The 25077-nt window shown below is 62.7% G+C and carries 16 protein-coding genes; 6 read left to right on the top strand and 10 right to left on the bottom strand.

Annotated features, from left to right (window positions below; genetic code table 11):
* The first annotated feature begins 196 nt into the window (after nt 1-196).
* Nucleotides 197-4303 carry an ATP-binding protein gene (locus J2X24_RS08650; RefSeq protein ID WP_245344589.1) on the top strand — a complete coding sequence of 1369 codons (4107 nt, stop codon included), beginning with the start codon at nt 197-199 and terminating at the stop codon, nt 4301-4303.
* Between the two features lie 6 nt (nt 4304-4309).
* On the opposite strand, the gene J2X24_RS08645 is transcribed toward J2X24_RS08650, so the two are convergent.
* Nucleotides 4310-4489: a hypothetical protein gene (locus J2X24_RS08645; RefSeq protein ID WP_209719676.1), complete on the bottom strand. Its 180-nt coding sequence runs from the start codon at nt 4487-4489 to the stop codon at nt 4310-4312.
* Between the two features lie 519 nt (nt 4490-5008).
* Here J2X24_RS08645 and J2X24_RS08640 point away from each other — a divergent pair.
* Nucleotides 5009-5755, top strand: coding sequence for a hypothetical protein (locus J2X24_RS08640; RefSeq protein ID WP_209719673.1), 747 nt, complete (start codon nt 5009-5011; stop codon nt 5753-5755).
* A gap of 36 nt (nt 5756-5791) precedes the next feature.
* Here J2X24_RS08640 and J2X24_RS08635 read toward each other — a convergent pair whose 3' ends face one another.
* Complete coding sequence (locus J2X24_RS08635) at nt 5792-6499, bottom strand: TVP38/TMEM64 family protein (RefSeq protein ID WP_209719670.1); 708 nt, start codon at nt 6497-6499, stop codon at nt 5792-5794.
* Between the two features lie 133 nt (nt 6500-6632).
* Between J2X24_RS08635 and J2X24_RS08630 the strand changes: the two genes are divergently transcribed.
* A complete protein-coding gene (locus tag J2X24_RS08630) occupies nt 6633-8795 on the top strand; it encodes a gamma-glutamyl-gamma-aminobutyrate hydrolase family protein (RefSeq protein WP_209719668.1) in 2163 nt (720 codons plus the stop codon).
* Here J2X24_RS08630 and J2X24_RS08625 read toward each other — a convergent pair.
* The 3 genes from J2X24_RS08625 to J2X24_RS08615 form a co-directional block, all read right to left on the bottom strand.
* Entirely contained in the window at nt 8733-9767 is a 1035-nt protein-coding gene (locus tag J2X24_RS08625; protein WP_310002997.1) for a YihY/virulence factor BrkB family protein, read from the bottom strand. The two genes, J2X24_RS08630 and J2X24_RS08625, sit on opposite strands and share 63 nt — an antisense overlap.
* Nucleotides 9768-9854: 87 nt before the next feature.
* A complete protein-coding gene (gene pdeM / locus J2X24_RS08620; protein WP_209719665.1) occupies nt 9855-10550 on the bottom strand; it encodes a ligase-associated DNA damage response endonuclease PdeM in 696 nt (231 codons plus the stop codon).
* Entirely contained in the window at nt 10534-12978 is a 2445-nt protein-coding gene (locus tag J2X24_RS08615) for a ligase-associated DNA damage response DEXH box helicase (RefSeq protein ID WP_209719662.1), read from the bottom strand. Before J2X24_RS08615 ends, pdeM begins: the two co-directional genes overlap by 17 nt.
* Before the next feature lie 35 nt (nt 12979-13013).
* Here J2X24_RS08615 and J2X24_RS08610 point away from each other — a divergent pair, with 35 nt between their 5' ends.
* A complete protein-coding gene (locus J2X24_RS08610; RefSeq protein WP_209719659.1) occupies nt 13014-14024 on the top strand; it encodes a ligase-associated DNA damage response exonuclease in 1011 nt (336 codons plus the stop codon).
* A gap of 166 nt (nt 14025-14190) precedes the next feature.
* Nucleotides 14191-15768: a cisplatin damage response ATP-dependent DNA ligase gene (locus tag J2X24_RS08605; protein ID WP_209719657.1), complete on the top strand. Its 1578-nt coding sequence runs from the start codon at nt 14191-14193 to the stop codon at nt 15766-15768.
* On the opposite strand, the gene J2X24_RS08600 is transcribed toward J2X24_RS08605, so the two are convergent.
* From J2X24_RS08600 to J2X24_RS08585, 4 genes are all read right to left on the bottom strand, one after another.
* Complete coding sequence (locus J2X24_RS08600) at nt 15763-15921, bottom strand: hypothetical protein (protein ID WP_209719653.1); 159 nt, start codon at nt 15919-15921, stop codon at nt 15763-15765. The two genes, J2X24_RS08605 and J2X24_RS08600, sit on opposite strands and share 6 nt — an antisense overlap.
* Nucleotides 15922-16086: 165 nt before the next feature.
* Nucleotides 16087-17403 carry a xylose isomerase gene (gene xylA / locus J2X24_RS08595; RefSeq protein ID WP_209719649.1) on the bottom strand — a complete coding sequence of 439 codons (1317 nt, stop codon included), beginning with the start codon at nt 17401-17403 and terminating at the stop codon, nt 16087-16089.
* A gap of 23 nt (nt 17404-17426) precedes the next feature.
* On the bottom strand, nt 17427-18872 hold the full coding sequence (gene xylB, locus J2X24_RS08590) for a xylulokinase (RefSeq protein ID WP_209719646.1): 1446 nt from the start codon (nt 18870-18872) through the stop codon (nt 17427-17429).
* 288 nt (nt 18873-19160) lie between these two features.
* Nucleotides 19161-21608, bottom strand: a complete 2448-nt coding sequence (locus tag J2X24_RS08585; RefSeq protein WP_209719643.1) for a PhoX family protein — start codon at nt 21606-21608, stop codon at nt 19161-19163.
* A gap of 193 nt (nt 21609-21801) precedes the next feature.
* Here J2X24_RS08585 and J2X24_RS08580 point away from each other — a divergent pair, with 193 nt between their 5' ends.
* Nucleotides 21802-22014 carry a hypothetical protein gene (locus J2X24_RS08580; RefSeq protein WP_209719639.1) on the top strand — a complete coding sequence of 71 codons (213 nt, stop codon included), beginning with the start codon at nt 21802-21804 and terminating at the stop codon, nt 22012-22014.
* On the opposite strand, the gene putA is transcribed toward J2X24_RS08580, so the two are convergent.
* Nucleotides 21927-24989 carry a bifunctional proline dehydrogenase/L-glutamate gamma-semialdehyde dehydrogenase PutA gene (gene putA, locus J2X24_RS08575; protein ID WP_209719636.1) on the bottom strand — a complete coding sequence of 1021 codons (3063 nt, stop codon included), beginning with the start codon at nt 24987-24989 and terminating at the stop codon, nt 21927-21929. The two genes, J2X24_RS08580 and putA, sit on opposite strands and share 88 nt — an antisense overlap.
* Between the last annotated feature and the right edge of the window lie 88 nt (nt 24990-25077).

The following is a 25077-nucleotide window of genomic DNA, read 5'->3' as shown; positions in this document are numbered from 1 at the left end:
AAACTCCCTAACCCAGTGAAGAATGATCGGTTAATGAGAATGATTATCAGAGTCAATCGCAACAGATGCACTTTTGACGAAGAGATGCAAATAAGTCGCAATTTCATGCTATGTGCGATTGGACACGCTGACCTCCACATTGAATCCTTACGGACGGAAACGTCATCTGATCGGTTGTGGAGGGCCGGGTTTGAGTATGTATGGCGATACCGCCGCACCGGATACGTCAGGTGTGCTGCGAGGTGAAAGCGAGCTGGCGGTGCTGATGCGCGGGCGAGACTGGTCCGCCACCGCGCTGGGACCGGTCGATCAGTGGCCGCAAAGCCTGAAGACCGCCGTCCGCATCATGCTGACCTCTCGCCAGCCGATCTGGATCGGTTGGGGGCCGGAGCTGGTCTACCTTTATAACGATGCCTACAAGTCGATTATCGGTGGCAAGCATCCGCACATGCTGGGTCAGCCGACCAAGGTGGTCTGGCAGGAAATCTGGGACGACATCCGGCCCCTGCTGGCCACGGCCATGACAGGCACCGAGGGCACCTATGTCGAAGAGCAGCTCCTGATCATGGAGCGCAACGGCTATCCCGAGGAAACCTACTACACCTTTTCCTACAGCCCTATCCCCGATGACGACGGCACCCCGGGCGGTATCATCTGCGCCAATACGGATGACACACGCCGGGTGATCGGTGAGCGCCAGACGGCGACCCTGCGCGATCTCGCGTCCTTCACCGCCGACGCTCGCACCGTCGAAGACGTGTGCCGCCTGGCCTGTGACGCCATGGCCGAAAACTTGCGCGATCTGCCGTTCGCCATGATTTATCTCGACGGCGAAGGCGATACGCTGCGACGGGCGGGTCTGAACGGCATTGAAACCGATCATCCGGCGGCACCCGGGCAGATCGACCTTGGTGCGCCGTCGCCCTGGCCCTGTGCCGAGGCCTGCCGGAGCCATGACATCCAGATCGTCAGCGGCTTGGACCATGTTTTCGGCGCGCTGCCGTCCGGTGCCTGGCAAAAACCTCCGTCGCTCGCCGCCGTTGTGCCGTTAAGTGCCGGCGGTGTTCTGATCGCGGGTCTTAACCCTTTCCGACTGCCGGACGACGACTACAAGGGTTTCCTGACGCTGGCCGCCGGGCAAATATCGGCCAGCATCGCCAACGCCCAGGCCTATGAGGAGGCACGCAAGCGCGCGGAGGCCCTGGCGGAGCTGGATCGCGCCAAGACGACCTTCTTCTCCAATATCAGCCACGAATTCCGCACGCCCCTGACCCTGCTGCTGGCGCCGGTGGAGGACGCGGTTGGCGATCCTGCGCTCGATCCGGTCAATCGCGGGCGGCTGGAGGTCGCCCACCGCAATGCCGAACGGCTGATGAAGCTGGTCAATGTGCTGCTCGATTTTTCGCGCATCGAATCGGGCCGGGTAACCGCGACCTATCAGCCGCTGGACCTGCCGGCCTATACGGCGGACCTGGCCAGCAATTTCCGCTCGGCCATGGACAAGGCGGGGCTCGATTACCGCATCGCCATCGAGCCCTTGCCGCAGCCGGCCTATGTCGACGCCGATATGTGGGAAAAAATCATCCTCAACCTGCTGTCCAACGCCTTCAAATATACCCTGTCGGGATCGGTCGAAGTCGCGTTGCGCGCGGACAACGGACACGCCGTTCTGGCGGTGCGCGACACCGGCCCCGGCATCCCAGAGGAAGAACTGCCGAACCTGTTCGAACGCTTCCACCGCGTCGAAGGCGCGACCGGGCGCAGCATAGAAGGCTCAGGCATCGGCCTGGCCCTGGTACAGGAACTGGTCAAGCTGCACGGCGGAGAGGTCTCGGTCGAAAGCCGCCTGGGAGAAGGCAGCACCTTCACTGTCCGGCTGCCGTTGGGCAGGGGGCATCTGCCGCTGGCCCAGGTGCGCGAGGAGGCGTTGCCCGTCGCGGGTTCGGTCCGCGCCGGCGCCGTTGCCGAAGAAATGCTGCGCTGGCTGCCGGAAGATGCCGCGCGACAGGACGAAAGCCCGGCCGCCGACGCGCCGCGCATCGTCCTGGCCGACGACAATGCCGACATGCGCGACTATGTCTGCCGGCTGCTGAACACCGAATTCCGCGTCGAGCCGGTCACCGATGGCGAGACCGCGTGGGAACGGATCGTCGCGGATCCGCCCCAACTGGTGCTGACCGACGTCATGATGCCGAGGCTGGATGGTTTCGGCCTGCTGGCGCGGTTGCGCGGCGATGAGCGGACGCGCGACATTCCCGTCGTCATGCTGTCGGCGCGGGCGGGCGAGGAGGCGCGTGTCGAGGCGCTGGACGCGGGGGTTGACGATTATCTGGTCAAGCCGTTCAGCGCCCGCGAACTGATGGCGAAACTGCGATCGCAACTGCAGATGTCGCGCCTGCGCCGTGAGGGCGAGGCGCGGCTGGCGCGCGTACTGGAAAGCATCGCCGACGGCCTGCAGGTCGTCGACGCCAACTGGCGCTTCACCTATATGAATGCAGCCGCCCGCGACATATTGACGGCACAGGGCATGGCGCCCGACGATATGATCGGCCAAGTCTACTGGGACGTCCTTCCGGGCGCCATCGGCACGGCGCTTGAGCAACATCTGCGCAAGGTCATGACCGAGCGCGTCGATATCGCCTTCGAGAACTACTATACGGCCTGGCATCGCTGGTACAGCGTGCGCATCTATCCGGTCGAGGACGGTGGCCTGTCGATCTATTTCCAGGACATCACCGCGCGCAAGGCCGCCGAGGAGCGCCTGGTCGAAAGCGAGGAGCGCTGGCGCGGACTGACCGAAGCCATGCCTCAGCTTGTCTGGATCAGCCGGGCCGAAGACGGCGCCACCATCTATATGAACGAACAGTGGGGACACTATACCGGCGAGCCGGTGGCCAACCTGCTGGGCGATCAATGGCAGGATTTCCTGCATCCGGATGACCGTGAACGCACGGCATTGGCATGGGCGGAGGCGATCGCAGGCCGCGCGGATTATGACATCGAATACCGCCTGCGCCGCTTCGACGGGGGGTACCGCTGGTTCAAGACGCGCGGCGTGTCGATGCGCGACGACGCCGGGCGTATCCGTATATGGTACGGGACCTGCACCGATATCCAGGATTCGGTCGAGGCACGCATGCAGGCCGAAAGCGCCAGCCGCGCCAAGTCGGAATTCCTGGCCAACATGTCGCATGAAATCCGGACGCCGCTGAACGCCATTGTCGGGCTCAGCCACATCATGCTGCACTACAAGTCCGACCCGGCGATGCAGGCCAAGTACCTGTCGACCATGAAGGACAGCGCCGAAACCCTTATGCAGCTCATCAGCGACGTGCTCGACCTGGCGCGTATCGAGGCCGACAGTGTCGAACTCGACCTGTCGCCATGCGATCTGCGCACCCTGACGGAGGAATGCCTGAACATCAGCGCCGTCAAGGCGCGGGAAAAGGGCCTGGAATGCAATCTTGACTACCGCATCGATCCCGGGCTCATCTTCGAAGCCGATGCACTACGCTTCAAGCAGATCGTGATGAACCTGCTGTCCAATGCGGTCAAGTTCACGGCTAAGGGCAGCATAGACGTGACCGTGTGGAGCGGTCCCCTTCAGGATGACACGATGACGGTGTCATTGAGTGTCCGCGATACCGGTATCGGGATTGCCGCCGACAAGATCGAGCACGTCTTCGGCCAATTCACCCAGGCTGATTCTTCGATCAGCCGCAAGTTTGGCGGCTCAGGACTGGGTCTGGCGATCAGCCGGAAGCTGGCGGAAATGATGGGCGGAAATCTGACCGTGAAGAGCGCGGCCGGCAAGGGGGCGACCTTTACATTGCAGGTCCGCCTGCACCTGCTTTCAGGTAGTATGGCGGTCATCGGCAAAGCCGCTCAGACTGTGCCGCATCCAGCGCACAAAAATATCCTGTTGGCTGAAGACAATGCCGCCAACGCGCTCGTCGCCACGACCCTGCTCGAAGAGTTCGGTTGCCGCTTTGAAGTGGCATCCAGCGGGCGCGACGCCATCACTAAATGGCAAGCGGGCGGTTTCGACCTGATCATGATGGACGTACAAATGCCCGACATGGACGGCTTTGAAACCACGCGCCGCATCCGGGAGCATGAACGCTCTTTAAACATGAGCAGGACGCCGATCCTCGCAATGACGGCGCATGCTCTGAAGGGCGACCGTGAGAAATGCCTCCAAGCCGGGATGGACGACTATATCTCGAAGCCTTTCGATACTGGCGAGCTCGAGCGCAAACTGGACGGATTGCTCAGCCTGATCGCCGAAACGGAACGGATGTGACGCCCGTCAGCCTTCGTTTTCGTAAGGCTTGCGCGTCGTTTCACCAAGAGGTCCTCTCAAAGAGTCCTCATCGTCGGCATGCCTGTTCTTTTCGACATCGATAACGGTCAGGCCGGCGCCCATGGGGTCAGCCGGCAGGATGACAGGTGCTTCAGACGGTTTACGCGGTGTGTTATCAGCGGCCATTTGGGGCTCCTTTACTATTCGGATCTGAGCGAGTGGGCGGAGGTGCGATTACCGCATCGGGCGCGTTCGCTTTCGGAACTTGCCGTTGTCCATAATGTGACCTTTGCTGGGTATTCACGGCGTTTTAGATTAGCACCGGCGGCGGTAAAATAGCGGCGGCGGTGCCTCGGCAGATCGTTAAAAAGCCGCAAGTTACAATGTGTACCTCCGCACGGTTCCGGGGTAACGTATTTTTGATGCCAATATTTATGTGCACTTAAATACTTATACGTGACAATTACAGTTATTATTTGCGGCTTATTCCATATTTATTTCGAATATATTTCAACAATGCTATAATCTTACAAGCCGATGCCTAGAATGCGCCTCGTCCGGTGGCGCGAAGGCCGGACATTGATCCCTCACAGCAGAACCCGGGGCCGTACGTGCGGCCGGGTCCTTATTGTCTCATTCAACTCCGGATGAGCCATTTCCTTGACTAAGGTCTATTTCATCCCGCTTGCGGGAAAAGGAGACACTATGCCCAGACAATCGAATTCCCGCCAAAACGATCAGGACTATGATGACGATTATCGCGGTTCGCGCGGCCAGTCCTCGGGCGGCCGTGAACGCGACGAAGAGGGCCGTTTTGCTTCAGGCAGCGGAGGGCGCTCACGCGACGATGACGATTACGCCGACTGGCACAGCTATGGTCACAGCCGCGGCTATCACAATCGGGCGCGTGACGAGGAGGGACGGTTCACAAGCGGTCGCGGAACGTCGCGCAGCCAATCCGATTATGACGACGACCGCCGCAGCACGTCCGGCCGCGGGGGTTCAGGCCAGGGCCGGGGCTGGTTCGGCGATCCGGAAGGTCACGCCGAAGCGGGCCGCCACAGTCACGACAATGACCGCGGCACCAGCCGTTCGCGTTCGCGCTACGATGAAGACGACGATCGCGGCGGACGTGGCGGTGGCCGGTCGCAGGGCGGTAATCGCGAACGCGATGACGACGGACGTTTCACCAGCAGCCGTGGCGGTTCGTCCTCCCGTAGCCGCGATGACGACGACGATGATCGCCGTGGCAGCTCGGGTCGCGGACGTGGCTGGTTCGGTGACCCGGAAGGTCATGCCGAGGCTGGCCGTCACAGCCACGACAACGACCGAGGCTCCAGCCGGTCGCGTTCGCGCGATGACGATGATGACGACGATCGTGGCGGCCGTTCGCGCGGCGGCAACCGCCAACGCGACGAAGATGGCCGCTTTGCCTCGACGGGCCGTCACTAAGACCCGGTCATCAAGACCTGAAAGCAGGGGAGAGCCTTATGGCTCTCCCCTTTTTTGTGTTCCGGATTTTCGGAATAATATGACCAGGGCCTTGCCGGCCCACGGCAGGAGGGCGATCGCCGCCAGGGTCAGGACCAGCGCCGGCGACACGATATCCGACAGGGTCTCGAGTTTCGCGACCTGTGTCCCGGCATTGACATAGACCATCACCGCCGGCAGCAGCGCCACCTGGCTGACGATATAGAAGGTCTTGACCGGCAGAGCCGTCAGCCCCATGGTCACATTCGTCAGGAAAAACGGAAATACCGGCAGCAGCCTGAGTGAAAACAGGTAAAAGGGGCCGTCACGCTTCATGCCTTCGTCGACGCGGGCGAGATGGCGGCCGAAGCGCCGCATGACGGTGTCGCGCAGCAGGAAGCGCGCTTCCAGGAACGCCAGGGTCGCGCCGATGCTGGTGCCAAAGGAGGCCAGGATCACGCCCTCGACAAAACCGAACAAGGCGCCGGCCGCCGTCATCATCAGGATTTCCATAGGCAGCCACAAGGCCGCGATCGTGACGTGAGCGGCCAGAAACAGGACAGCGCTGACGACCGGGTGGCGGTTGGCGAGGTCATCCAGCATCACCAGGATGCCCTTGACCATACCGAAGCCGTCATCGGTGCTCCATGCCAGCGCAACGCCGCCGAGCACCGCCAGGACCAGCAGGACAATCACAACGGCTTTGGTTATTGGCGGCCTGTTCACGGCGACCTATCTGCAAGCTGCGCCGGCACGCAGAGACCGGCATGGAAATTTTATAACCTATCCGCTTAAGAATTGGCATAAGATACAGTAATTATAAGGTAAATATCCTGTTGTTCAGCCGGGTGTGCAGACGTTGAATATTTTGGGGAAGCGTAACGACGGGAACGCTCAGGCGACTGTCAAACCCGCCGGGCGGGTTATCCTGACCTATGGCCGCAGCCTGATGGCCCTGGTCATCGCCCGGTCCCTGGCGCGGCAGGGCATAGAGGTCATCGGTTGCGACGACGTGTCGATGACGGTTCTCACGTTTTCGAAACATGTGCGCGAAACCTTTGTCGTCGCACCCTGGGAAACGCGCCCGGCGGAGTTTCTCGACGACCTGGAAGCGGCGGTTAGAACCTACGCGCCGGGCGACGGCATCCCCTATGTCCTTATGCCGGCCTTCCGCGATATCGAACTAATCGCGCGCCATCGCGAACGCTTCGAGCCGTTGATCAAGGTCTCGGCGCCGTCGGTGGCCAGCCTCGACATGGTCAACCCCAAGGACCGGCTGTCGGACCTGGCGGCGCGCATCGACCTGCCGGCGCCGCGCGGCTTTTCACCGCGCAATCTTGAAGAGGTCTCGGCGCTGGAAAGCCATCTGCCCCTGGTCGTCAAGCCGGTGACGGGCGTTGGCGGGCGAGGGGTCTCCATCGCCCACACGCCGGAAGACCTGCGCGAACAGACCGAAGCGCTCGGCTTCGAGCCGCCGCCTCTGATCCAGACCTATGCCGGCGGCGAGGATTATTGCGTCGGCGTCCTGGCGCGCGATGGCGTCATCGAAGCCATGATGGCGTACAAGAACATCGCCACCTATCCCCGCAAGGCGGGCGCCGGCGCCATCCGCGAGTCGGTCGATGCGGAGCCATTCCGCGACGCCGTGGCGCGCCTGATGCTTGAGACCAGGTGGAACGGAGTATGCGAGATTGACTTCCGCTGGGATGGTGAGGCCGATCACGTCCCGCAGGTGATCGAGGTCAATGCCCGTTTCTGGGCCGGCATCTTTCATTCGATCGAAACCGGTGTCGACTTCCCGTGGCTGCTCTATCTGCAGACCATCGGTAAGCGCTTTGAGGAACCTGAACCGCAGGTCGGCGTCGTCACCAAAACGCCAGCGGTGTGGCTGCTGGCGACGCTGGAAGAGGTCGCAGCGTCCGACCCGCACCTGGGCGCGGCCGCCGATGCCTGGCGGCGGGCGAAAGAAAACCTTGCCACGGGTAAGGTGGCGCGCGCCATGGAAGCGGCCGTTTCCGCCCTGGGGGCGACGGCTTCCGCCAAGGATGCGCTTGACGCTATAAACCAGGCCGTGTCGCGCAATCGCGACGCCCCGTCCGAGCTCAGCGACAAGGACCCGCTGGTGGGACTAGGCGCCCTGTTCATCCTCAGCCATCTGGTTCGCCACCGCAAACTGCCGCCGGAAATCACGTATAAGGCGGATGAAGCGCCGGTCGAACTCGTGCCTGCCGTTCAGCCGCGCAAGCGGCCGTTTATCGGCATCACCAAACCGGTGCGCGGCGACCTGTGGGCCTGGTGGGCGATGAAGCTGGCGGTCTGGCTGGCCGGCGGCTATCCGGTCAAGGTGACGGCCAAGGCGCCACGCGATCCGCAGACCATCGACGGCCTGATCTTCGGCGGCGGCTCCGACGTCTATCCCAAACACTATGAAGGCACGCCTAAGCCCGGCTATCGCTACGACCTGGCGCGCGGCGACATGGAGGCGTCGTGGGCGGCCACGGCGCGGCGGCACGACCTGCCGGCGCTGGGCGTTTGCCGCGGCGCGCAGATGCTGAACGTCTTCGCCGGCGGCACGCTGCATAACGACCTGACCGGCTATGACAAGGTCGTGTCGTCCGACGGCCTGATCGATCCGCTGTTTCTGCGCAAGCCGATCGATGTGCGCAAAGGCTCTCACCTGGCCGAAATCATCGGGGCGGGGCGGGTCTGCGTTAACGCCATCCACAAGCAGGCCATCGAGCGCGTCGGCGCTGGCCTGCGCGTCGTCGCACGTGAGCCTAACGGCATCGTCCAGGCGGTCGAGGATCCGACGCGTCGCTTCTGGATCGGCGTGCAATTCCATCCCGAACTGATGATCTACCGAAAAGCCTTCCGCGACCTGTTCAAGGCCCTGGTCGAGGCCGCGCGCGCCCGGGCGGCGGAACGCGCCACTGAACGCGCCGCGCATCTCGAAGCGGCTTCAGGCGAACAGGCGGTTGTCGGCGGCAGTGACGCGGCCGCGCTTCAGGCCGCCGATGTCTGAGACCGGCTGCCAGCCGGGATTGCGATAGCGTGTATAGACCTGGGTGAACTCGGCGCCGAAGAAGATGATCTGAGCGGAATAGTAGATCCATACCAGAAGAATGATCATCGACCCGGCCGTACCATAGGACGTGCCGATATTGCTGTGGCCGAGATAGAGCCCGATCAGGGACTTGCCGACCGTAAACAGCAGCGCCGTAAGCGCGGCGCCCACCCAGACATCGCGCCATTTGATGTGGATGTCCGGCAGGACGTTAAAGGCGATGGCGAACAGGAAGGTCGTGATCGCGAAGGACAGGACGATGTTGACGCCCTGCAGCAGGATGGCGGGCGTCGCGTCGCCCAGCATGTTCGTCAGGGCGGTCAGGGCCGCGGAGACGATCAGCGAGAACAGCAGCAGGACGCCGATGCCGATGACCATGCTGAACGACAGGAGGCGCTTGAAGATATAGTCCTTGAGGTCGGTCTTCTGCTTCGGGACGTTCCAGATCAGGTTGAGCGTGCTTTGCAACTGATCGAAGAAGCCCGTCGCCGAGAATATCAGCGTGCCAAGACCGATAATGGCAGTCAGTACGCCGCCCGCTTCATTGTGGGTGTGCAGCAGGATATCTTCGATAGCCTTGGCGCCGTCGGCGCCCAACATGCCGCGCATCTCATCGAGAATATAGCGGCTGGCATTGTCTTCGCCAAAAATAAGGCCCGCGCCCCAGATCGACACCAGCAGGAGCGGCCCGATCGACAGGACGCTGTAGAAGGCGAGTGCGGCGCCCAGGCGCGGGGCTTCGTCGTCGTTCCATTCCTGCCAGGTCTGTTTGATAATGTCGATCAGCGCGCTGATCGTTACCGGCCGGTGAGCGGGCGTCGCCGCTTCATCCAGCGCATCGCGGTGGTGGCGCAGCGCGGCGACACCACACAGAAGCGCCATGCCGACGACCAGTTGCGTTACGCGGAACGGTGTTTTTTTCTCGGACACGGCAGCACCCCGGTATCATGCATGCCTTAAAATCGATCGCTTCCGATAAATTCGATATGAGCAATCGGGCGTTGCCGGATAAACCGTCTATGCGGAATATATGGTTTTCGGCCGGGCGGCGACGGTATTGCCGACGACCAGATACGGCTGGAAAGGATCATTGCCCGCGAGCGCTGTGAACGCAACGTGCGTCAGGTCGAGCCCGCCGGTGAAGCTGCCAAACGCCGGCATGATCAGCATGTCGCGGTTGACGGCAAAGCATTTGCCGGCAACGCGATGACCACGCAGGTGGGTGACCAGCTTGGGGTGGAAATGGCCGATGATCTGCGGACCAATAACCTGCCGATCGGAGCCTTCGGGCTCGTGGCGGAATGTCACGCCGTCGATCATCACATCGTCGCAGAAGCTTAATCTCCCATCCTTCACCAGGCCGACATCGTGATTGCCTTCGACCAGGTGGCAGGCCTCGACCGAGCCGCAGATATCGAGCAGTTGCGACCGGGCGCCGTGCTCCAGTCTCTGCCAGGCCTTATGGTCGTGAAAGCTGTCGCCGAGCAGAATCAGCGTTTTCGGCCGATAGCGCGTCACCAGCGCTTGGAGCCGCAGCAAAGTGTCGTGCGTGTCGTAAGGCGCCACCGCCGAGCCGAATTGCGCAAGGTAGGTCGACTTTTCCAGGTGCAGGTCCGATACGACAAGGGCATCCTTGGCGGGCCAATAGAGCGCCAGGCCCGCATCGAGCACCATCTCATGGCCGGCAAAGACAATGTCAGACCATGAGGCCATGCTCGACCTCCTCGATCATGCGGTCGGCCGTCGCCTCCACGTCTTCCAGCGCCAGCAGCGCCTCCATGCCCCCGCCGGGCAGCCGCTCGGTGCGCACGTCCAGGATGACCGGCAGCGACAGGGGGGACGGGCGCGGCAGGTCCTGGAAGATGATATGGTTCTGGAAATTAAGAATCATTTCGGTCAGACGGTCGAGGTCGAGCAGTTCGCGCATGGCATCGGCGCGGGCGAGGCTTAACAGCACGTGGTCAGGATCATATTTACGCAGGACGTCGTAGATCAGATCGGTCGAAAATGTCACCTGCTTTAACGTCTTGCGCGCGGAATTGCTGTTCTGCTCGACAATGCCGGCAATGGTGGCAACCCTACGGAAGGATCGCTTCAGCATCGGCGATTCCGCCAGCCATTCTTCCAGTTCATCCGAAAGAATGTCAGCCGAAAGGAGGTCATGGACGATATCGGCCGTGACTGGCTCGACGCTGTTGATCGCGAGGCCGTAGTCGGTCAAGGTGAAGCTCAAAGGATGCAGGCCGCGCCGTTCCATCCGCCGGCTGATCAGCATGCCGAGCGTCTGGTTGGCGCGGCGGCCCTCGAAGGTATAGACGACGAAGGCATGCAGTTTGCCGCGCGGAAAGGCCTCGACCAGCAGGTGTTTGCGGTCGGGCAGGACCGAGAAGCGCGCCTGCAGGGCCAGCCAGGCGCGCACCTGTTTCGGCAGGGCGTCGAGCGCACGGTCGTCCTGAAGCAGGCGCCGGACGCCATCGGCCAGGAAGGTCGACAGCGGCATCTGACCGCCGGAATAGGTCGGTACAAGCGGCTCGCTGGCGGCGCTGGCCCGGGCTTCCAGTGTCATGTCGTAGATGCGTTCAAAGGCAAGGACCTCGCCGGCAAAGTAGAAGGTGTCGCCGGGCCGCATGGACTGGCCGAACTGTTCTTCGATCGTGCCCAGGACCTTGCCGCCGCGGCCGTGACGCTTGCGGACCTTCAGCTTGCCGGCTTCGATGATGACGCCGATATTCTGGCGGTGGCGCTGGATGACGGCTTTTGACGCCGCGACCCAGGCGCCGTCGTCGTTCTGGACCAGGCGGTGCCACCGGTCGTAGTTGCGCAGCACATAGCCACCATCGATGACGAACTGGAACAGGGCCTGGAAGGCTTCGCGCGTCACATGGCGGTACGACCACGACGTCCGAATGATATTATACAGGTCATCGGGCGTGACGGGCGCGCTGCACGCCGCCGTCATGATGAACTGAATGGCGACGTCCTGGCTGCCTGGCAGAGGCAGGTCGCCGTCCAAGTGGCGCTCGGCTATGGCGGTGATCGCCGCTTCGCATTCCAGAACCTCGAAGCGGTTGGCGGGGACCAGAAAGGCCTTCGACGGCACATTGACCTTGTGGTTTGACCGGCCGATCCGTTGCAGCAGCCGCGACACGCCCTTGGGTGCGCCGACCTGGATGACGACGTCGACATCGCCCCAGTCGATACCCAGTTCGATGGCGGACGTAGCGACCAGCGCCCGGATCTTGCCATCGGCCATCATACCCAAGGTCTTCAGCCGCATCTCACGCGTCAGCGAGGCGTGATAGATGGCGATGGGCAGGCTGTCGGTATTGGCCTCCCACAGGAATTGAAACAGCAGTTCAGCCTGGTGGCGGGTATTGACGAAGACGATTGTGGTCCTGGCTTTCGCGATTTCCGCCACGATTTCAGGCACGGCATATTGCGCTATGAAGCCGCTGTAGGGGACCACGGCCTTGGTCTTGAGGATGGCGACCTTGGGTGGTTTGCCAGCAGGGCTGTCGAGATGCTCTGTGGGCGCACCTGTTGGCCCGAGCCATTTGCAGAAGACCTCAGGATCGGCCACCGTCGCCGACAGGCCGATGCGGCGATATTTAGGGCTGTAGACCTCGAGTTGCGCCAGGGCGAGCGCGATCAGGTCGCCGCGCTTGGACGCCGCCACCTGGTGGATCTCATCGATGACGACGGCCTTGATCTTGCCGAACATCTCAGCCGCGTCCGGATAGGTCAGCAGCAGCATCAGCGATTCCGGCGTCGTCAGCAGGATGTCGGGCGGCTTGGCGCGCTGGCGCTGGCGGCGATATTGCGTCGTGTCGCCGGTGCGGCTCTCGACCCGGACAGGCAGGCTTAACGCCTCGATGATCGCCAGCACATTGCGTTCGATATCGTAATTTAACGCCTTGAGCGGGGATATGTAGAGGGTGTGCAGGCCCTTGCTGCCGCCGCTTTCGGTAATGTCGATCAGCGAACCCAGGAATCCCGCCAGCGTCTTGCCGGTGCCGGTCGGCGCCGTCAGAAGCGTCGAGCGCCCGGCCTGGTAGCGCGCCGCCATCTCCGTCTGGTGCGGCAGGATGGTCCAGCCCTGTTGATCGAACCACTGCTGAAAAGCTGACGGAATCCTGGCCATGCCAAAAGTATATGGCGTCGGAATATAAGGGTACAATGAGCCATCCCCGCGAATGGATCGAGGTCCGCAAAGAAGGCGTCTATTGCCGCGCCGGCGACTTTTATATCGACCCGATGCATCCGGTCGAGGTGGCCGTCGTCACCCATGGCCACGCCGACCACGCCCGCTCAGGCCACGGCCATGTCTTTGCCACGCCGAAAACCCTGGCCATCATGCGCAGCCGCTATGGCGATGACCATTTCAACGGCGCCGAACACCCCATGCCCTACGGGCAGGCGCTGGAGATCAACGGCGTGAAGGTCAGTTTGCATCCGGCCGGGCACATATTGGGCAGCGCGCAGGCCAAGCTGGACTATGACGGCGCCAGCATCGTCTTTTCGGGGGATTATAAGCGCCGCTTCGATCCGACCTGTGAGCCGTTCGAGCCAGTGCCGTGCGATGTCTTTGTCACCGAGGCAACCTTTGCTCTGCCGGTATTTCGTCATCCGCCCCTGGAGGACGAGATCGCGCGCCTGCTGGTCTCGCTGGAGCAGTTTCCCGACCGTTGCCATCTGATCGGCGTCTATGCGCTCGGCAAATGCCAGCGGCTGATGGTGGCGCTGCGCCAGGCGGGCTATGCGGAGACCATCTATCTGCATGGCGCCATGGTCAGGCTGTGCGAGCTCTATGAGCAGTTGGGCGTGGCGCTTGGGCCTTGGGACGTGGTGACGCCTGAGAACGCGAAGACGCTGGCGGGCAGGGTGGTCCTGTGCCCGCCGTCGGCCTTGAAGGATCGCTGGTCGCGAAAACTGCCGGAGGTGCTGACGGCGGCGGCTTCCGGCTGGATGCGCATCCGGGCGCGCGCCAAGCAGAAGGGTGTCGAGTTGCCCTTGGTGATTTCAGACCATGCCGACTGGGACGAACTTCTGGAAACCTTAAAGGATGTCGGTGCGCCTGAGGTTTGGGTGACGCACGGCCGCGACGACGCCCTGGTCTATGCGGCGCACGAAATGGGGTTGAAGGCGCAGGCGCTTCATCTGCTGGGGTATGAGGATGATAGTGAATGACTCGTGACGCTGACGGCTTGCCCCTCACCCCAGCCCTCTCCCCGGCCTCGCCGGCAGGCAAAGCAGGGAGAGGGGACTTAACTTTTCCTCTCCCCGTTTACGGGGAGAGGGTGGCCTGGCTTGCCAGGCTGGGTGAGGGGCTAATGACCGATGCCGGAGGCACTGCATGAAAGCCTTTTCGCGCCTCTTGGAACGCCTCTATTACGAACATTCGACGCTCGGCAAGGAACGCCTGCTGCTCGACTATTTTCGCGAGACGCCCGACCCGGATCGCGGTTATGCCGTGGCGATCATCGGTGACTCCCTGTCGTTGCCGAATTTCAAACGCGGCATGGTGCTGGAGCTGATCCGGGCGCGCACCGACCCGAACCTGTGGGCCATGAGCCACGACTATGTCGGCGAGCTATCCGAAACCGTCGCCCATCTATGGCCCGGTGTGCCATCCGAAGAGGACCTGCCGTCGCTCTCAGATGTCGTTGATGCCCTGCGCCATACCCCCAAGGCCCAACTGCCCGACTATGTCGCAGGACTGCTCGACCGCATGACCTCGCCCGAACGTTGGGCACTGCTTAAGATCGGCACCGGCAGTTTGCGCATCGGCGTCTCGGCGCGGCTGCTGAAACAGGTCCTGGCCAGGTATGGCAACCAGCCGGTCGAAACGGTCGAGACCCTGTGGCACGGCGTCGATCCGCCCTATGAGCCTTTGTTCGCCTGGCTGGAAGGCCGCGCAGAAGCGCCGGTGGTCATCGAGAAACTGACCTTTACCCCCGTCATGCTGGCCCATGCGCTTGAGGAAAAGGACTATGGCCTGATCACGCCCGATCGCTATGCCGCCGAATGGAAGTATGACGGTATCCGCGTCCAGGTCGTCCATTCCGGTATCGGCCGGGCGCTGTTCACCCGCACCGGCGACGACATTTCTGGCTCTTTTCCTGATGTGCTCGAGCATCTGAACTTCCATGCCGTGCTCGATGGCGAACTGCTGGTCCAGCGCGGCGATGAGGTCGGCAGCTTCAACGACCTGCAGCAACGCCTTGGCCGCAAGAGCCCCTCGGCGAAACATATGGCTGACTATCCCGCCGGCATCATCGCCTACGACGTGCTGATGCTGGAGGGCGAGGATGTCCGGCCGCAAACCTACACCGAACGGCGCACGCTGCTGGCCAATGCGCTAGATCACTATCAGCCGGCCGGCATCCGCCTGTCTCCTGAATTGCCCTACACGGCCTTTTCCGAACTGGAGGATTTGCGCGGCAGCGTCGACAATGCCTCGGTCATCGAAGGCCTGATGCTGAAGCGCCGCGACAGCGCTTACGTCGCCGGACGCCCGACGGGACCATGGTACAAGTGGAAGATCAATCCGAAACTGGTCGATGCCGTCCTGATGTACGCCCAACGCGGATCGGGCAAGCGGTCGAGTTTCTATTCCGACTTCACTTTCGGCCTTTGGAGCGGCAACCAGCTGCTGCCGATCGGCAAGGCCTATTTCGGCTTTACCGATGCCGAGCTGAAGGAACTCGACAAATGGGTACGCCACAATACGCTGCAAGCTTTCGGGCCCGTACGTGAGGTGCGAAAGGAACTGGTCTTTGAGGTCGCTTTCGATGCCGTCCAACGCTCGTCGCGGCACAAGTCGGGCTATGCCCTACGCTTTCCACGCATTAATCGCATCCGCTGGGACAAGCCGGCGCAAGAGGCCGATCAATTGCCCGTGCTGGAAACCCTGCTGCCGCCGGGCTTATAGATCAAAAGCGCGCGTGTCAGGCACGTGTGTGCTCGGGACCTTGTTGCCGGTCTTGTTCTTGTCATCGTCGCGCGGACCTTCAGCCGGATCGTTCGGTTGATTATCCTCGATATCGAGCGGCTTTGGGTCTTGCTTGACGGGTGTATCGGTCATGACGAAACTCCTGATTTCCAGAAAATCGGAATGGTGAATTTCATTCTGACCCTTGCGCCATAAGGTTTCGATCATAAAAAAGCCCCTTGCCAAGGGATGGCAAGGGGCAAGGATCTGGAAGGGCAGGAACGGGTTGCCTCCCAGGAGGACGTGTTCACGCCTGTATCAGCAGGCGTTGTTGACGATATTCTCGAGGTACTCCTGACGACCGGACTTGCCGACCGGCGACAGGTTGGCGGCAACCGCGTGGTCGGCCATGTCGGCCAGCGAGGCGGTACCCGCCAGCATCTTCTGGCCCATGCCCTGTTTCCAGCCAGCATAGCGCTGCTCGGTGAAGCTCTTCAGTTCACCGTCTTCGATCAGCTTGGCGGCGCCCAGCAGGCCGCGCGCCAGAACGTCCATGCCGCCGATGTGTGCGTAGAACATGTCTTCGGCATCGACGGACTGACGGCGGACCTTGGAGTCGAAGTTGAAGCCGCCCGTCGTGAAGCCGCCACCTTGCAGCAACTCATAGATGGCCTGGGTGATTTCCATGACGTTGTTCGGGAACTGGTCGGTATCCCAGCCGTTCTGGGCGTCGCCGCGATTGATGTCGATCGAGCCCATGATGCCGAGCGCCACGGCGGTAGCGATTTCGTGTTCGAAGCTGTTGCCGGCCAAGGTGGCGTGGTTGGCTTCGATATTGACCTTCACTTCGTTTTCCAGGCCGTAGTTCTTCAGGAAGCCGAAGACGGTCGCGGTGTCGCGGTCGTACTGGTGCTTGGTCGGCTCATGCGGCTTCGGCTCGATCAGGATGGTGCCATTGAAGCCGATCTTGTGCTTGTGTTCGACGACCATGCTGACGAAGCGGCCGAGCTGGTCCAGCTCCTGCTTGAGGTTGGTGTTGAGGATGGTGTCGTAGCCTTCGCGGCCGCCCCAAAGGACGTAGTTGACGCCGCCCAGCTTGTGCGTCGTTTCCAGCATTTCGCGGACCTGCAGCGAGGCCCAGGCAACCACGTCCGGATCGGGATTGGTAGCGCCACCGGCCATGTAACGCGGGTGCGAGAACAGGTTGGCGGTGCCCCACAGAAGCTTCACGCCCGAGCGTTCCTGGTGTTCGGCCAGAATGTCAGTGATGTGCGCCAGGTTCGACTTATATTCGGCTGGGGTCGGTCCGTCGGCCATGGCATCGACATCGTGGAAGCAGTAGAAGGGCGCGCCAAGGCGCTCGAAGAAGGCAAAGGCGTTTTCGGCGCGTTGTTCGGCCGCGGCCTTGGTCATCGGGACACCCGGCTTCCATGGGCGATCGAAGGTGCCGGCGCCGAAGATGTCATTGCCGGGCCACGCAAAGGAGTGCCAGTAGCAAACGGCGATGCGCAGGTGCTCGGCCATCGTCTTGCCCAGCACGACCTTCTTCGGGTCGTAGTATTTGAAAGCCAGCGGGTTCTTGGAGGCGGGGCCTTCAAAGGCGATTTTCGGAATGGCGTCAAAATAGGTCGGCATGGTCGTTTCCCGTTTTTGGAATTTCAGAAGAGAGGCTTGAGGGCTTGGTACAGGGCTTTGAAAGTCGGGCGCTTGGCGGCCATGACGTCCGACAGGCGGCGGTCGGGTTCGACCACGTGCTCGATCGGCGGAGCGGTGCAGACCGAGGCGACGTCGCCGTCGCCGATGCTGAGACGCGCCAGGCGGGCGGCGCCGTAGGACGGGCCAAGGTCGGCGCCGGTGCGGTAGATCAGCGGCTTGTTGAGCGTCGAGGCCAGGATCTTGCCCCAGTAGCCCGAGCGCGCCCCGCCGCCGATGACGGTGATGCTGTCGAAGTGCGTGCCGGCGTCGGTCAGGACGTCCATGCCGTCCGCCAGGGCCAGTGCCACGCCTTGCAGCGTCGACAGCGTCAGGGCCAGGCTGTCGGTTGCGGCCGTCATGCCAAAGAAGACGCCCTTGGCGTGCGGGTTGTTGTGCGGCGTCCGCTCGCCCGTCAGGTATGGCAGGAAGAGTTCGGTCGTATCGGTGCGGCCAGAGGCTTCCAGGTCAGCCAGCACACCGCCGACCGATGCCGCATTGGTCGCGGCTACAACCCAGTCGATGCACGAAGCGGCATTGAGCATGACCGACATCTGGTGCCAGCGTTCGGGCACGGCATGGCAGAAAGCATGGACCGTGCCGGCGACATTGGGGCGGAATTCGCGCGTCGCGGCAAACAGAACCCCCGACGTGCCGAGCGACAGCAAGGCGTCGCCGTCGTCGATGACGCCGACACCGACGGCGCCCGCGGCATTGTCACCGCCGCCCGCGCAGACCGGCACGCGCGCCATGCCCCAGGCCTCGGCCAGTTCGTCGCGCAGGATCCCGGTCGCGGCATTGCCTTCGTAGAGCCACGGCATGTGGTCAGTTTCGAGGTCGCACGCGGCCAGCATCTCGTCCGACCATTTGCGCTTGGCGACGTCGACCCACAGCGTCCCCGACGCGTCCGACAGATCGGTGGCGGCCTCGCCGGTCATGCGCAGGCGGATATAGTCCTTGGGCAGCAGGACGAGGTCGACCTCATCCCAGACGGCAGGCTCATTGCCCTTGACCCACAAAAGCTTGGGCGCCGTAAAGCCCGGCATGATCAGGTTGCCGGTCAGTTCGTGGGCGCGCGATTCGCGGCGCAGCAGTTCCTCGCATTCGGCACCCGAGCGGCCGTCGTTCCACAGGATGGCGGGGCGGATAACCTTGCGGGCCTTGTTCAGCAGGACGGCGCCGTGCATCTGGCCCGACAGTCCGACGGCGCGGACCTTGGCGCGCGCGCCTGAATCGAGGAGGCTGACGGCCTTGTTGGTCGCGGCCCACCAGTCGGATGGGTCCTGTTCCGACCACAGCGGCTTAGGGCGCGAAACGCTCAGGTCTGCGCGGGCTTCACTTATGACAGTGCCGGCGTCATCAATGATAACAACCTTGATGCCGGATGTTCCGACATCGATCCCCATATACATGGTTCGTGGCCCTTTTTATTTTTGTCTTTTGGGCGCAGTACATCGCAGTCCGGATTTATGAGATCCGAATTATTTTATATCGTAATGTGATTACTGGCACAAAAGGTCGGTGTGTGGCGTTTCTTACCCGTCAGCGTCGTTTGGTAGCGCTAACATGCGTTGTTATGATCCCGGTGATGCATATCTGTCAAGCAGAAATTTTTCGCACCGAAGTAAACGGAATTTTCCAATGAAAAAGAGCGGGCTCGATGGACCCGCTCTTCCTAAGCTTCAAAAGGCTTTGTGGTGTTAAAGCGCGACGACCCCGCCATCATCCTTGGTGATGACGATGGTCGCCGAACGTGGCCGGGCGGTTGAGGCCGCGCCCGACTGGTTGGCCGGCCAGTTGGACGATGGTGTGGCCGGCGAGCCGAGTTCGCCCGGATGCTGGATATTGACGAACAGGGTGCGGCCGTCCGGCGTCGAATCGATGCCGGTGATTTCGCACTCTTTCGGGCCAACCAGGAAGCGGCGGAGTTGCAAGCCGGGCGCCTTGCCGATGAAGGTCGATTGTGTCGCCGTGGCGCCGCCCGTGCCGGTATTGGTGATGGTGCGCGCCGCGCCGTCGCCTACCGTGCCCGGCATGGCGGCCAGCATCATGCAGTTAGTGGTGTCGGTATAGGCGCCGTCGTCGGTCTGGATCCACAGCAGCGGATTGACCTTGCCCGCGGGGTTGCTGGCGCGCGAGAACCACAGGCCGTCGGGGCTCGAGAAGTCGTTGTCGGCGGTGAGGCCCGAGATGTTGATATTGGCCGCATCCAGGTCCGAACCGGCGCCGAACAGGTAGATGTCCCACTGGAAGGTGGTGGCTTCCGGGTTGTCGCCGGTTTCCTTCAGGCGGATGATGTGGCCGTTCGGATTGCCGAAGTTATTGGTCGCCCCCACCGGATCATTGTAGTGGCGCGGATTGGCGGCATTGGTGCCATTGAGCGGGCGGTTGGAGGCATTGTTGTTGGTCAGGGTCAGGTAGACCTCGCCATTGGCCGGGTTGACCGCCGCCCATTCGGGACGGTCCATCTTGGTGGCGCCCACCGCGTCGGCGGCCAGACGGGTGTTGATCAGCACGTCCGCCTGGTTGGCGAACGGATAGGTCGCATTGCCGGCGGTCAGCGGCGCGGTGCCAAAGACCAGCGGCAGCCACACGCCCTGACCCGTGGCGTCGAAGCGCGCGACGTAAAGCGTGCCCGCGTCGAGATATTTGTCGCCGATCGCCAGGCGGTCGGCCGTGTTGGCGTCGGCCGGGTTCCAGGCTGTGGCCGAAACGAACTTGTAGAAATATTCGCCGCGCGAATCGTCGCCCATGTAGAAGACCGGCTTGCGGCCCGAAACGAAGTTCGACGGCCAGGCGCCTTCATGGCCCATGCGGCCCAAAGCCGTGCGCTTGCGCGGTGTCGAGGCCGGATTATACGGATCGATTTCGACGACCCAGCCGTACTGATTGGCTTCGTTGCGGTAATCGCCCGACCCATCGGCGGCGGCAGCCGTATTGACCGTGGTGTTCCACTTGGAAAACTTCCACTGGTCAGCCGGATTTGCGGCGGTCACGCTGGCCCAGTTGTTGGCGCCGCCGGCGCCCTGAGAAACGCCATAACGGTTCAGCGCCGTGATGGCCTTGGTGGAGCGGTTGGCATTGTCGCCGGCGCCGCGGCGGAAATAGCCGGCCCAGTTTTCTTCGCAGGTCAGGTAGGTGCCCCACGGCGCATAGCCGTTGGCGCAGTTGTTGATCGTGCCGCGGCCGGCCGTGCCATCGGTCGAATAAGCGGTTTTGAGCTGGGCGTCGCCGCGCGCCGGGCCATTGATGGCCGTGGGTGTAAATGGCGTGACACGGCGGTTGAAGCTGGAGCCCTGGACGTAGGACCAGGCGGAGGTTCCGCGCGTTATTTCGACGACGCTGACGCCGTGGGCTTCGATTTCCTTGAGCGCCTCGGCCTCGACGCGGGCGGCGCCGGCCGTGACGCCGCTGACATGCAGGTAGGGGGCGGTGATGTTTTCGTGGTTCATGGCCAGCAGGCCGCGCGTCGAGCTGTTGTCGTCGCGATCGCTGCCGGCGGCGGCCAGGCCGAAATAGGCCATGCCGTCGTGGTGGTCGCCGGCGCGGCCGGCGAAGTTGGTGTCGCTGCCGTCATTAGTGTAGGCGGCGACGCCGGACAGGATTGGGTCGCCCATGCGGTAAAGCACCGAGACCGTATAGCCGGCGGGTACGGTAACGACGTCGTTCTTGTGCTTGGCGACGGCAGTGAAGCCGAGCTCGGCCGGGCTGACCTTGACGGTGGTGTTCTGGACCAGCGGCAGGTTGCGCGAGGTCGCGGAAAAGGCAAAGACGACGTCCGAGGCCGTATCGACCGACGGGGCGATGAAGGTCGCCGTCGCACCGGTACCCGTCAAGGTCACGGCCGGGCCGGACACCTGGGTCCACATCATTCCGGTGGCGCCGGCCGTCGCATTGCCGTTCAGGGTGACGACGCGGCCCGAGGTCGTGGCGCCCGAGGAGCCGGCCGAGATCAGCGCCGAAGAGGTGTCATCATCGCCGTTGCCGCAGGCGCTCAGGCCGAACAGGGCGGCAACCGACGCCATGCCGCCCAGGATCTGGCGGCGTGATGCGCGTTGTTCGATGATGTCGCTCAGGCTCGGATTGGCCGATGTGTTGAGCTGGACATTGCCGTCATCGTGACGGCCCGTGAGATGGATATCGGACACCGAGCCCCTCCTTGAATCTTGGAAAGGCGTCTAAATGACCCTGTTGTGTGTAGGTCTTTTGCGATCCGGATGTCGGTTTTGTGACGTGTGGCGCGTGCAAACGATTAATCACCCGACAAATTCATTTATATTTGCGAATAATTCTCAATTGCGATATGTATGGGTTTGCCGGAGACATCCGCAGGAGACGACAATGATGTTTTTCAAGGAGCCCACCCTGGATGACATCCTCAATGAGGATGCGATCATCCTGTTGATGGCGCGCGACGGCGTCCATGCTGACGATGTGCGCCTCCTTATGAAACACGTCCGTCAACTCTATACGTCCGCTTCGCCCAACGACAGCAGGCTGGCATTGCCGCCAGCCGAGGTCGTGTCGATCGACACGGTCCGCTCGCCGGCATAGCGCAGCAGATAATGCGCGCCGCCGGCCTTGGGCCCTGTGCCCGACAGGCCTTCGCCGCCGAAGGGTTGGGAGCCGACGACCGCGCCGATCATCGAGCGGTTGACGTAGAGATTGCCCACTTTTGCCATGGCCTTGACGCGGTCGGCCGTTTCCGCCACGCGCGAATGCAGGCCCATGGTCAGGCCGTAGCCGCTGGCATTGATACGGGAGACGACGTCCTCCAGTTCGCCGGCCTTCCAGGTGACCACATGCAGTACTGGCCCGAACCATTCCTGTTTGAGGTCCTCGATGCGCTTAAGACGAATCAGGGTCGGCGGCACGAACAGGCCGGTGGCGGGCGCCGCGACCGTGTGCACCCATTGCGATTTTATGCTGTCGCGATAGGCCATGAGCTTATCACGGGCGGCTTCGTCGATGACCGGGCCGACATCGGTGCGGGCGTCGGCCGGATCGCCCAGGATCAGGGTATCCATGCCACCTTTCAGCATGTGCAATATGGTGTCGGCGACGTCTTCCTGGACGATCAGGAGGCGCAGGGCCGAACAGCGCTGACCGGCCGAGCGGAAGGCCGAGGTGATGACATCATTGACGACCTGTTCGGGCAGGGCAGTCGAATCGACGATCATGGCATTGAGCCCGCCGGTTTCGGCAATCAGCGGCACGATGGGGCGGCTGTCGTCTTCCAGCAGGGAGCGCGCAATGGTGCGCGCCGTCGCGGTCGAGCCGGTAAAGGCGACGCCTGAGACTTCCTTGGCGCGGGTGAGTGCCGCGCCGACATCGGGGCCGCCGGGCAGGAAGTGCAGCACATCAGCCGGAATGCCGGCCTCGTGCGCCATTTGCACGGCGCGGTAGGCGATCAAAGGCGTCTGCGGCGCCGGCTTGGCCAGGACGGCATTGCCGCTGACGAGCGCTGCCGCGACCTGGCCCAGGAAGATGGCCAGCGGAAAGTTCCACGGCGCGATGCAGGCAAAGACGCCGCGACCGGTCAGGCGCGTCTCGTTATATTCGCCCGTCGGCCCGGGCAGGATTTCGGGCGCGAATTGTGTGCGGGCATTGACGGCGTAGTAGCGGCAGAAATCGACGGCTTCGCGGATTTCGGCGACAGCATCGCCCAGGGTCTTGCCGGCTTCGTGGACACAGAGGTTGATCAGTTCCTGCCGGTTGGCCTCCAAGGCGTCGGCCAGGCGTTCCAGGCAGGCAGCGCGGTCCTCAACCGGCGTGGCATCCCAGCGGGGTGCAGCGTCATGCGCGGCCACGCCAGCGCGACGGACGTCGTCGGGTGTCGCTTCGATGATGGTGCCGATCGACGTCTCGCGATCGGCCGGGCGGGTGACGGTGCGCGCCGTGCCGTGCACTGGCTTGCCGGAAACAAGGGCCGAGGCTGCGTAGGTCTTGGACTGGGTGACTGCCGCCAGGGTCTTGTCGAGCGTCGCCCGGTCGCTGAGATCGAGGCCTTTGGAGTTTTTGCGGCTCGGGAAGATATCGGCGGGCAGGGGGATTGCCGGGTGCGGGCGGCCACCGACCTTGGCGATGTGTTCGGCCGGATCGGCCAGCAGGGTGGCTTCATCAACCGTCGGGTCGGCCAACTGATGGACGAAGGACGAATTGGCGCCGTTTTCCAGCAGGCGGCGGACCAGATAGGCCAGCAGGTCCTTATGGCCACCGACCGGGGCATAGGTGCGGCAGTTATAGCCCAGATCGCGCACCAGCCGTTCGTGCAGGCCTTCGCCCATGCCATGCAGGCGCTGGAACTCGAAGTCGCGGCGGGTGCCGGCCCAGGTCATCAACGTGGCGACCGTCAGGGCGTTATGGCCGGCAAAGGCCGGATAGATGTGCGAGGCGTCGAGCATGTCGCGCGCACAGGCCAGGTACGACACGTCGGTCGCCGCCTTGCGCGTGAACAAAGGATAGTCGCTCAAGCCTTCGACCTGGGTCTTCTTGATTTCGGCGTCCCAATAGGCGCCCTTGACCAGCCGGACCTTGAGACGATGATTGGTGGCTTTGCCGACATCCTGCGCCCACGCGATCAGCGGACGGGCCCTTTTTCCGTAGGCTTGTGCCGCCATGCCAAACCCGTCCCAGGCCTTGAGCAGCGGATCGCGCAGAACGCCTTCGATGATGTTGAGCGACATGATCAGGCGCTCGCTTTCTTCGGCGTCAATGGTCAGGTCGATGCCCGACGCCGCCGCGCGCAGGGCCAGGTGACGGATGCGCGCCGTCAGCTCAGGCACGCAGGCGGCGGCATTGGCGACTTCGTAACGCGGATGCAGGGCCGACAGCTTGACCGAGACCGAATGGCCGGTATTGCCGGCCTTGCCCACCGCATCGATGGCGGCTTCGTAGGAGGCAAAATAGCGGTCGGCGTCTGCAAATGTGCGCGCCGATTCGCCCAGCATGTCGAAGGAGGCGGTAAAGCCCTTGTTTTCGGGTTTGGCGGCGACATCGAGCGCTTCTTCGATGGTCCGGCCCATGACGAAAACCTCGCCCATCAACCGCATGGCGACCGCGACGCCCTGGCGGATGACAGGTTCGCCGACCCGCGCCACCAGCTTTTTCAGGGTGCCGGCCTGTTCGGGTTCGCCGACCAGGGCGCGCGTCAGGATCAGGCCGAAGGTCGCGGTGTTGACCAGTTTCGACTCCGACTTCGCCTTGTGCGCCAGCCAGTCGGCATCGGTGATCTTGTCGCGGATGAGGAGATTGGCGGTTTCCGGATCGGGCACGCGTAAGTAAGCTTCGGCCAGCGACAGCAGCGCCACGCCTTCCTGCGTGTTCAGGCGGTATTCCTGCAGGAAGCGGTTGACCCAGCCGGTCGACTGCGCCGCCTTGAGATCCGTCAGGATCAGGCGTGCCTGGGCCATCGCCTGATTGCGTTCGGCAGCCGTCAGCGTGGCGGATGGCAAAAGCCCGGCCAGCACGTCGGCTTCGGGCGCACGATAAAGGGCGTTCATCTGCGCGATGGCGTCGGATGCGGGCATATAAGTATCTCCTGAAACTTATATGATTATGCGCCCGATTTTGAAAATGTCCTTGGTAATTTGCGCGTGATGCCCGAAGATAATTTGC

Origin of the sequence: Asticcacaulis solisilvae (assembly GCF_017875235.1) — a bacterium.
GTDB lineage: Bacteria > Pseudomonadota > Alphaproteobacteria > Caulobacterales > Caulobacteraceae > Asticcacaulis > Asticcacaulis solisilvae_A.
Note: the sequence above shows the minus strand (reverse complement) of the source record. Positions and strands in the feature narration are given on the sequence as shown.

What these genes read in the sequence shown, in the direction of transcription:
- J2X24_RS08600 (WP_209719653.1), bottom strand. Translation starts at nt 15,921, where the DNA reads ATGACCGATACACCCGTCAAGCAAGACCCAAAGCCGCTCGATATCGAG.
- xylA (WP_209719649.1), bottom strand. Translation starts at nt 17,403, where the DNA reads ATGCCGACCTATTTTGACGCCATTCCGAAAATCGCCTTTGAAGGCCCC.
- putA (WP_209719636.1), bottom strand. Translation starts at nt 24,989, where the DNA reads ATGCCCGCATCCGACGCCATCGCGCAGATGAACGCCCTTTATCGTGCG.
- J2X24_RS08605 (WP_209719657.1), top strand. Translation starts at nt 14,191, where the DNA reads ATGAAAGCCTTTTCGCGCCTCTTGGAACGCCTCTATTACGAACATTCG.
- J2X24_RS08580 (WP_209719639.1), top strand. Translation starts at nt 21,802, where the DNA reads ATGATGTTTTTCAAGGAGCCCACCCTGGATGACATCCTCAATGAGGAT.
- J2X24_RS08645 (WP_209719676.1), bottom strand. Translation starts at nt 4,489, where the DNA reads ATGGCCGCTGATAACACACCGCGTAAACCGTCTGAAGCACCTGTCATC.
- pdeM (WP_209719665.1), bottom strand. Translation starts at nt 10,550, where the DNA reads ATGGCCTCATGGTCTGACATTGTCTTTGCCGGCCATGAGATGGTGCTC.
- J2X24_RS08640 (WP_209719673.1), top strand. Translation starts at nt 5,009, where the DNA reads ATGCCCAGACAATCGAATTCCCGCCAAAACGATCAGGACTATGATGAC.
- J2X24_RS08615 (WP_209719662.1), bottom strand. Translation starts at nt 12,978, where the DNA reads ATGGCCAGGATTCCGTCAGCTTTTCAGCAGTGGTTCGATCAACAGGGC.
- J2X24_RS08650 (WP_245344589.1), top strand. Translation starts at nt 197, where the DNA reads ATGTATGGCGATACCGCCGCACCGGATACGTCAGGTGTGCTGCGAGGT.
- J2X24_RS08610 (WP_209719659.1), top strand. Translation starts at nt 13,014, where the DNA reads ATGAGCCATCCCCGCGAATGGATCGAGGTCCGCAAAGAAGGCGTCTAT.
- xylB (WP_209719646.1), bottom strand. Translation starts at nt 18,872, where the DNA reads ATGTATATGGGGATCGATGTCGGAACATCCGGCATCAAGGTTGTTATC.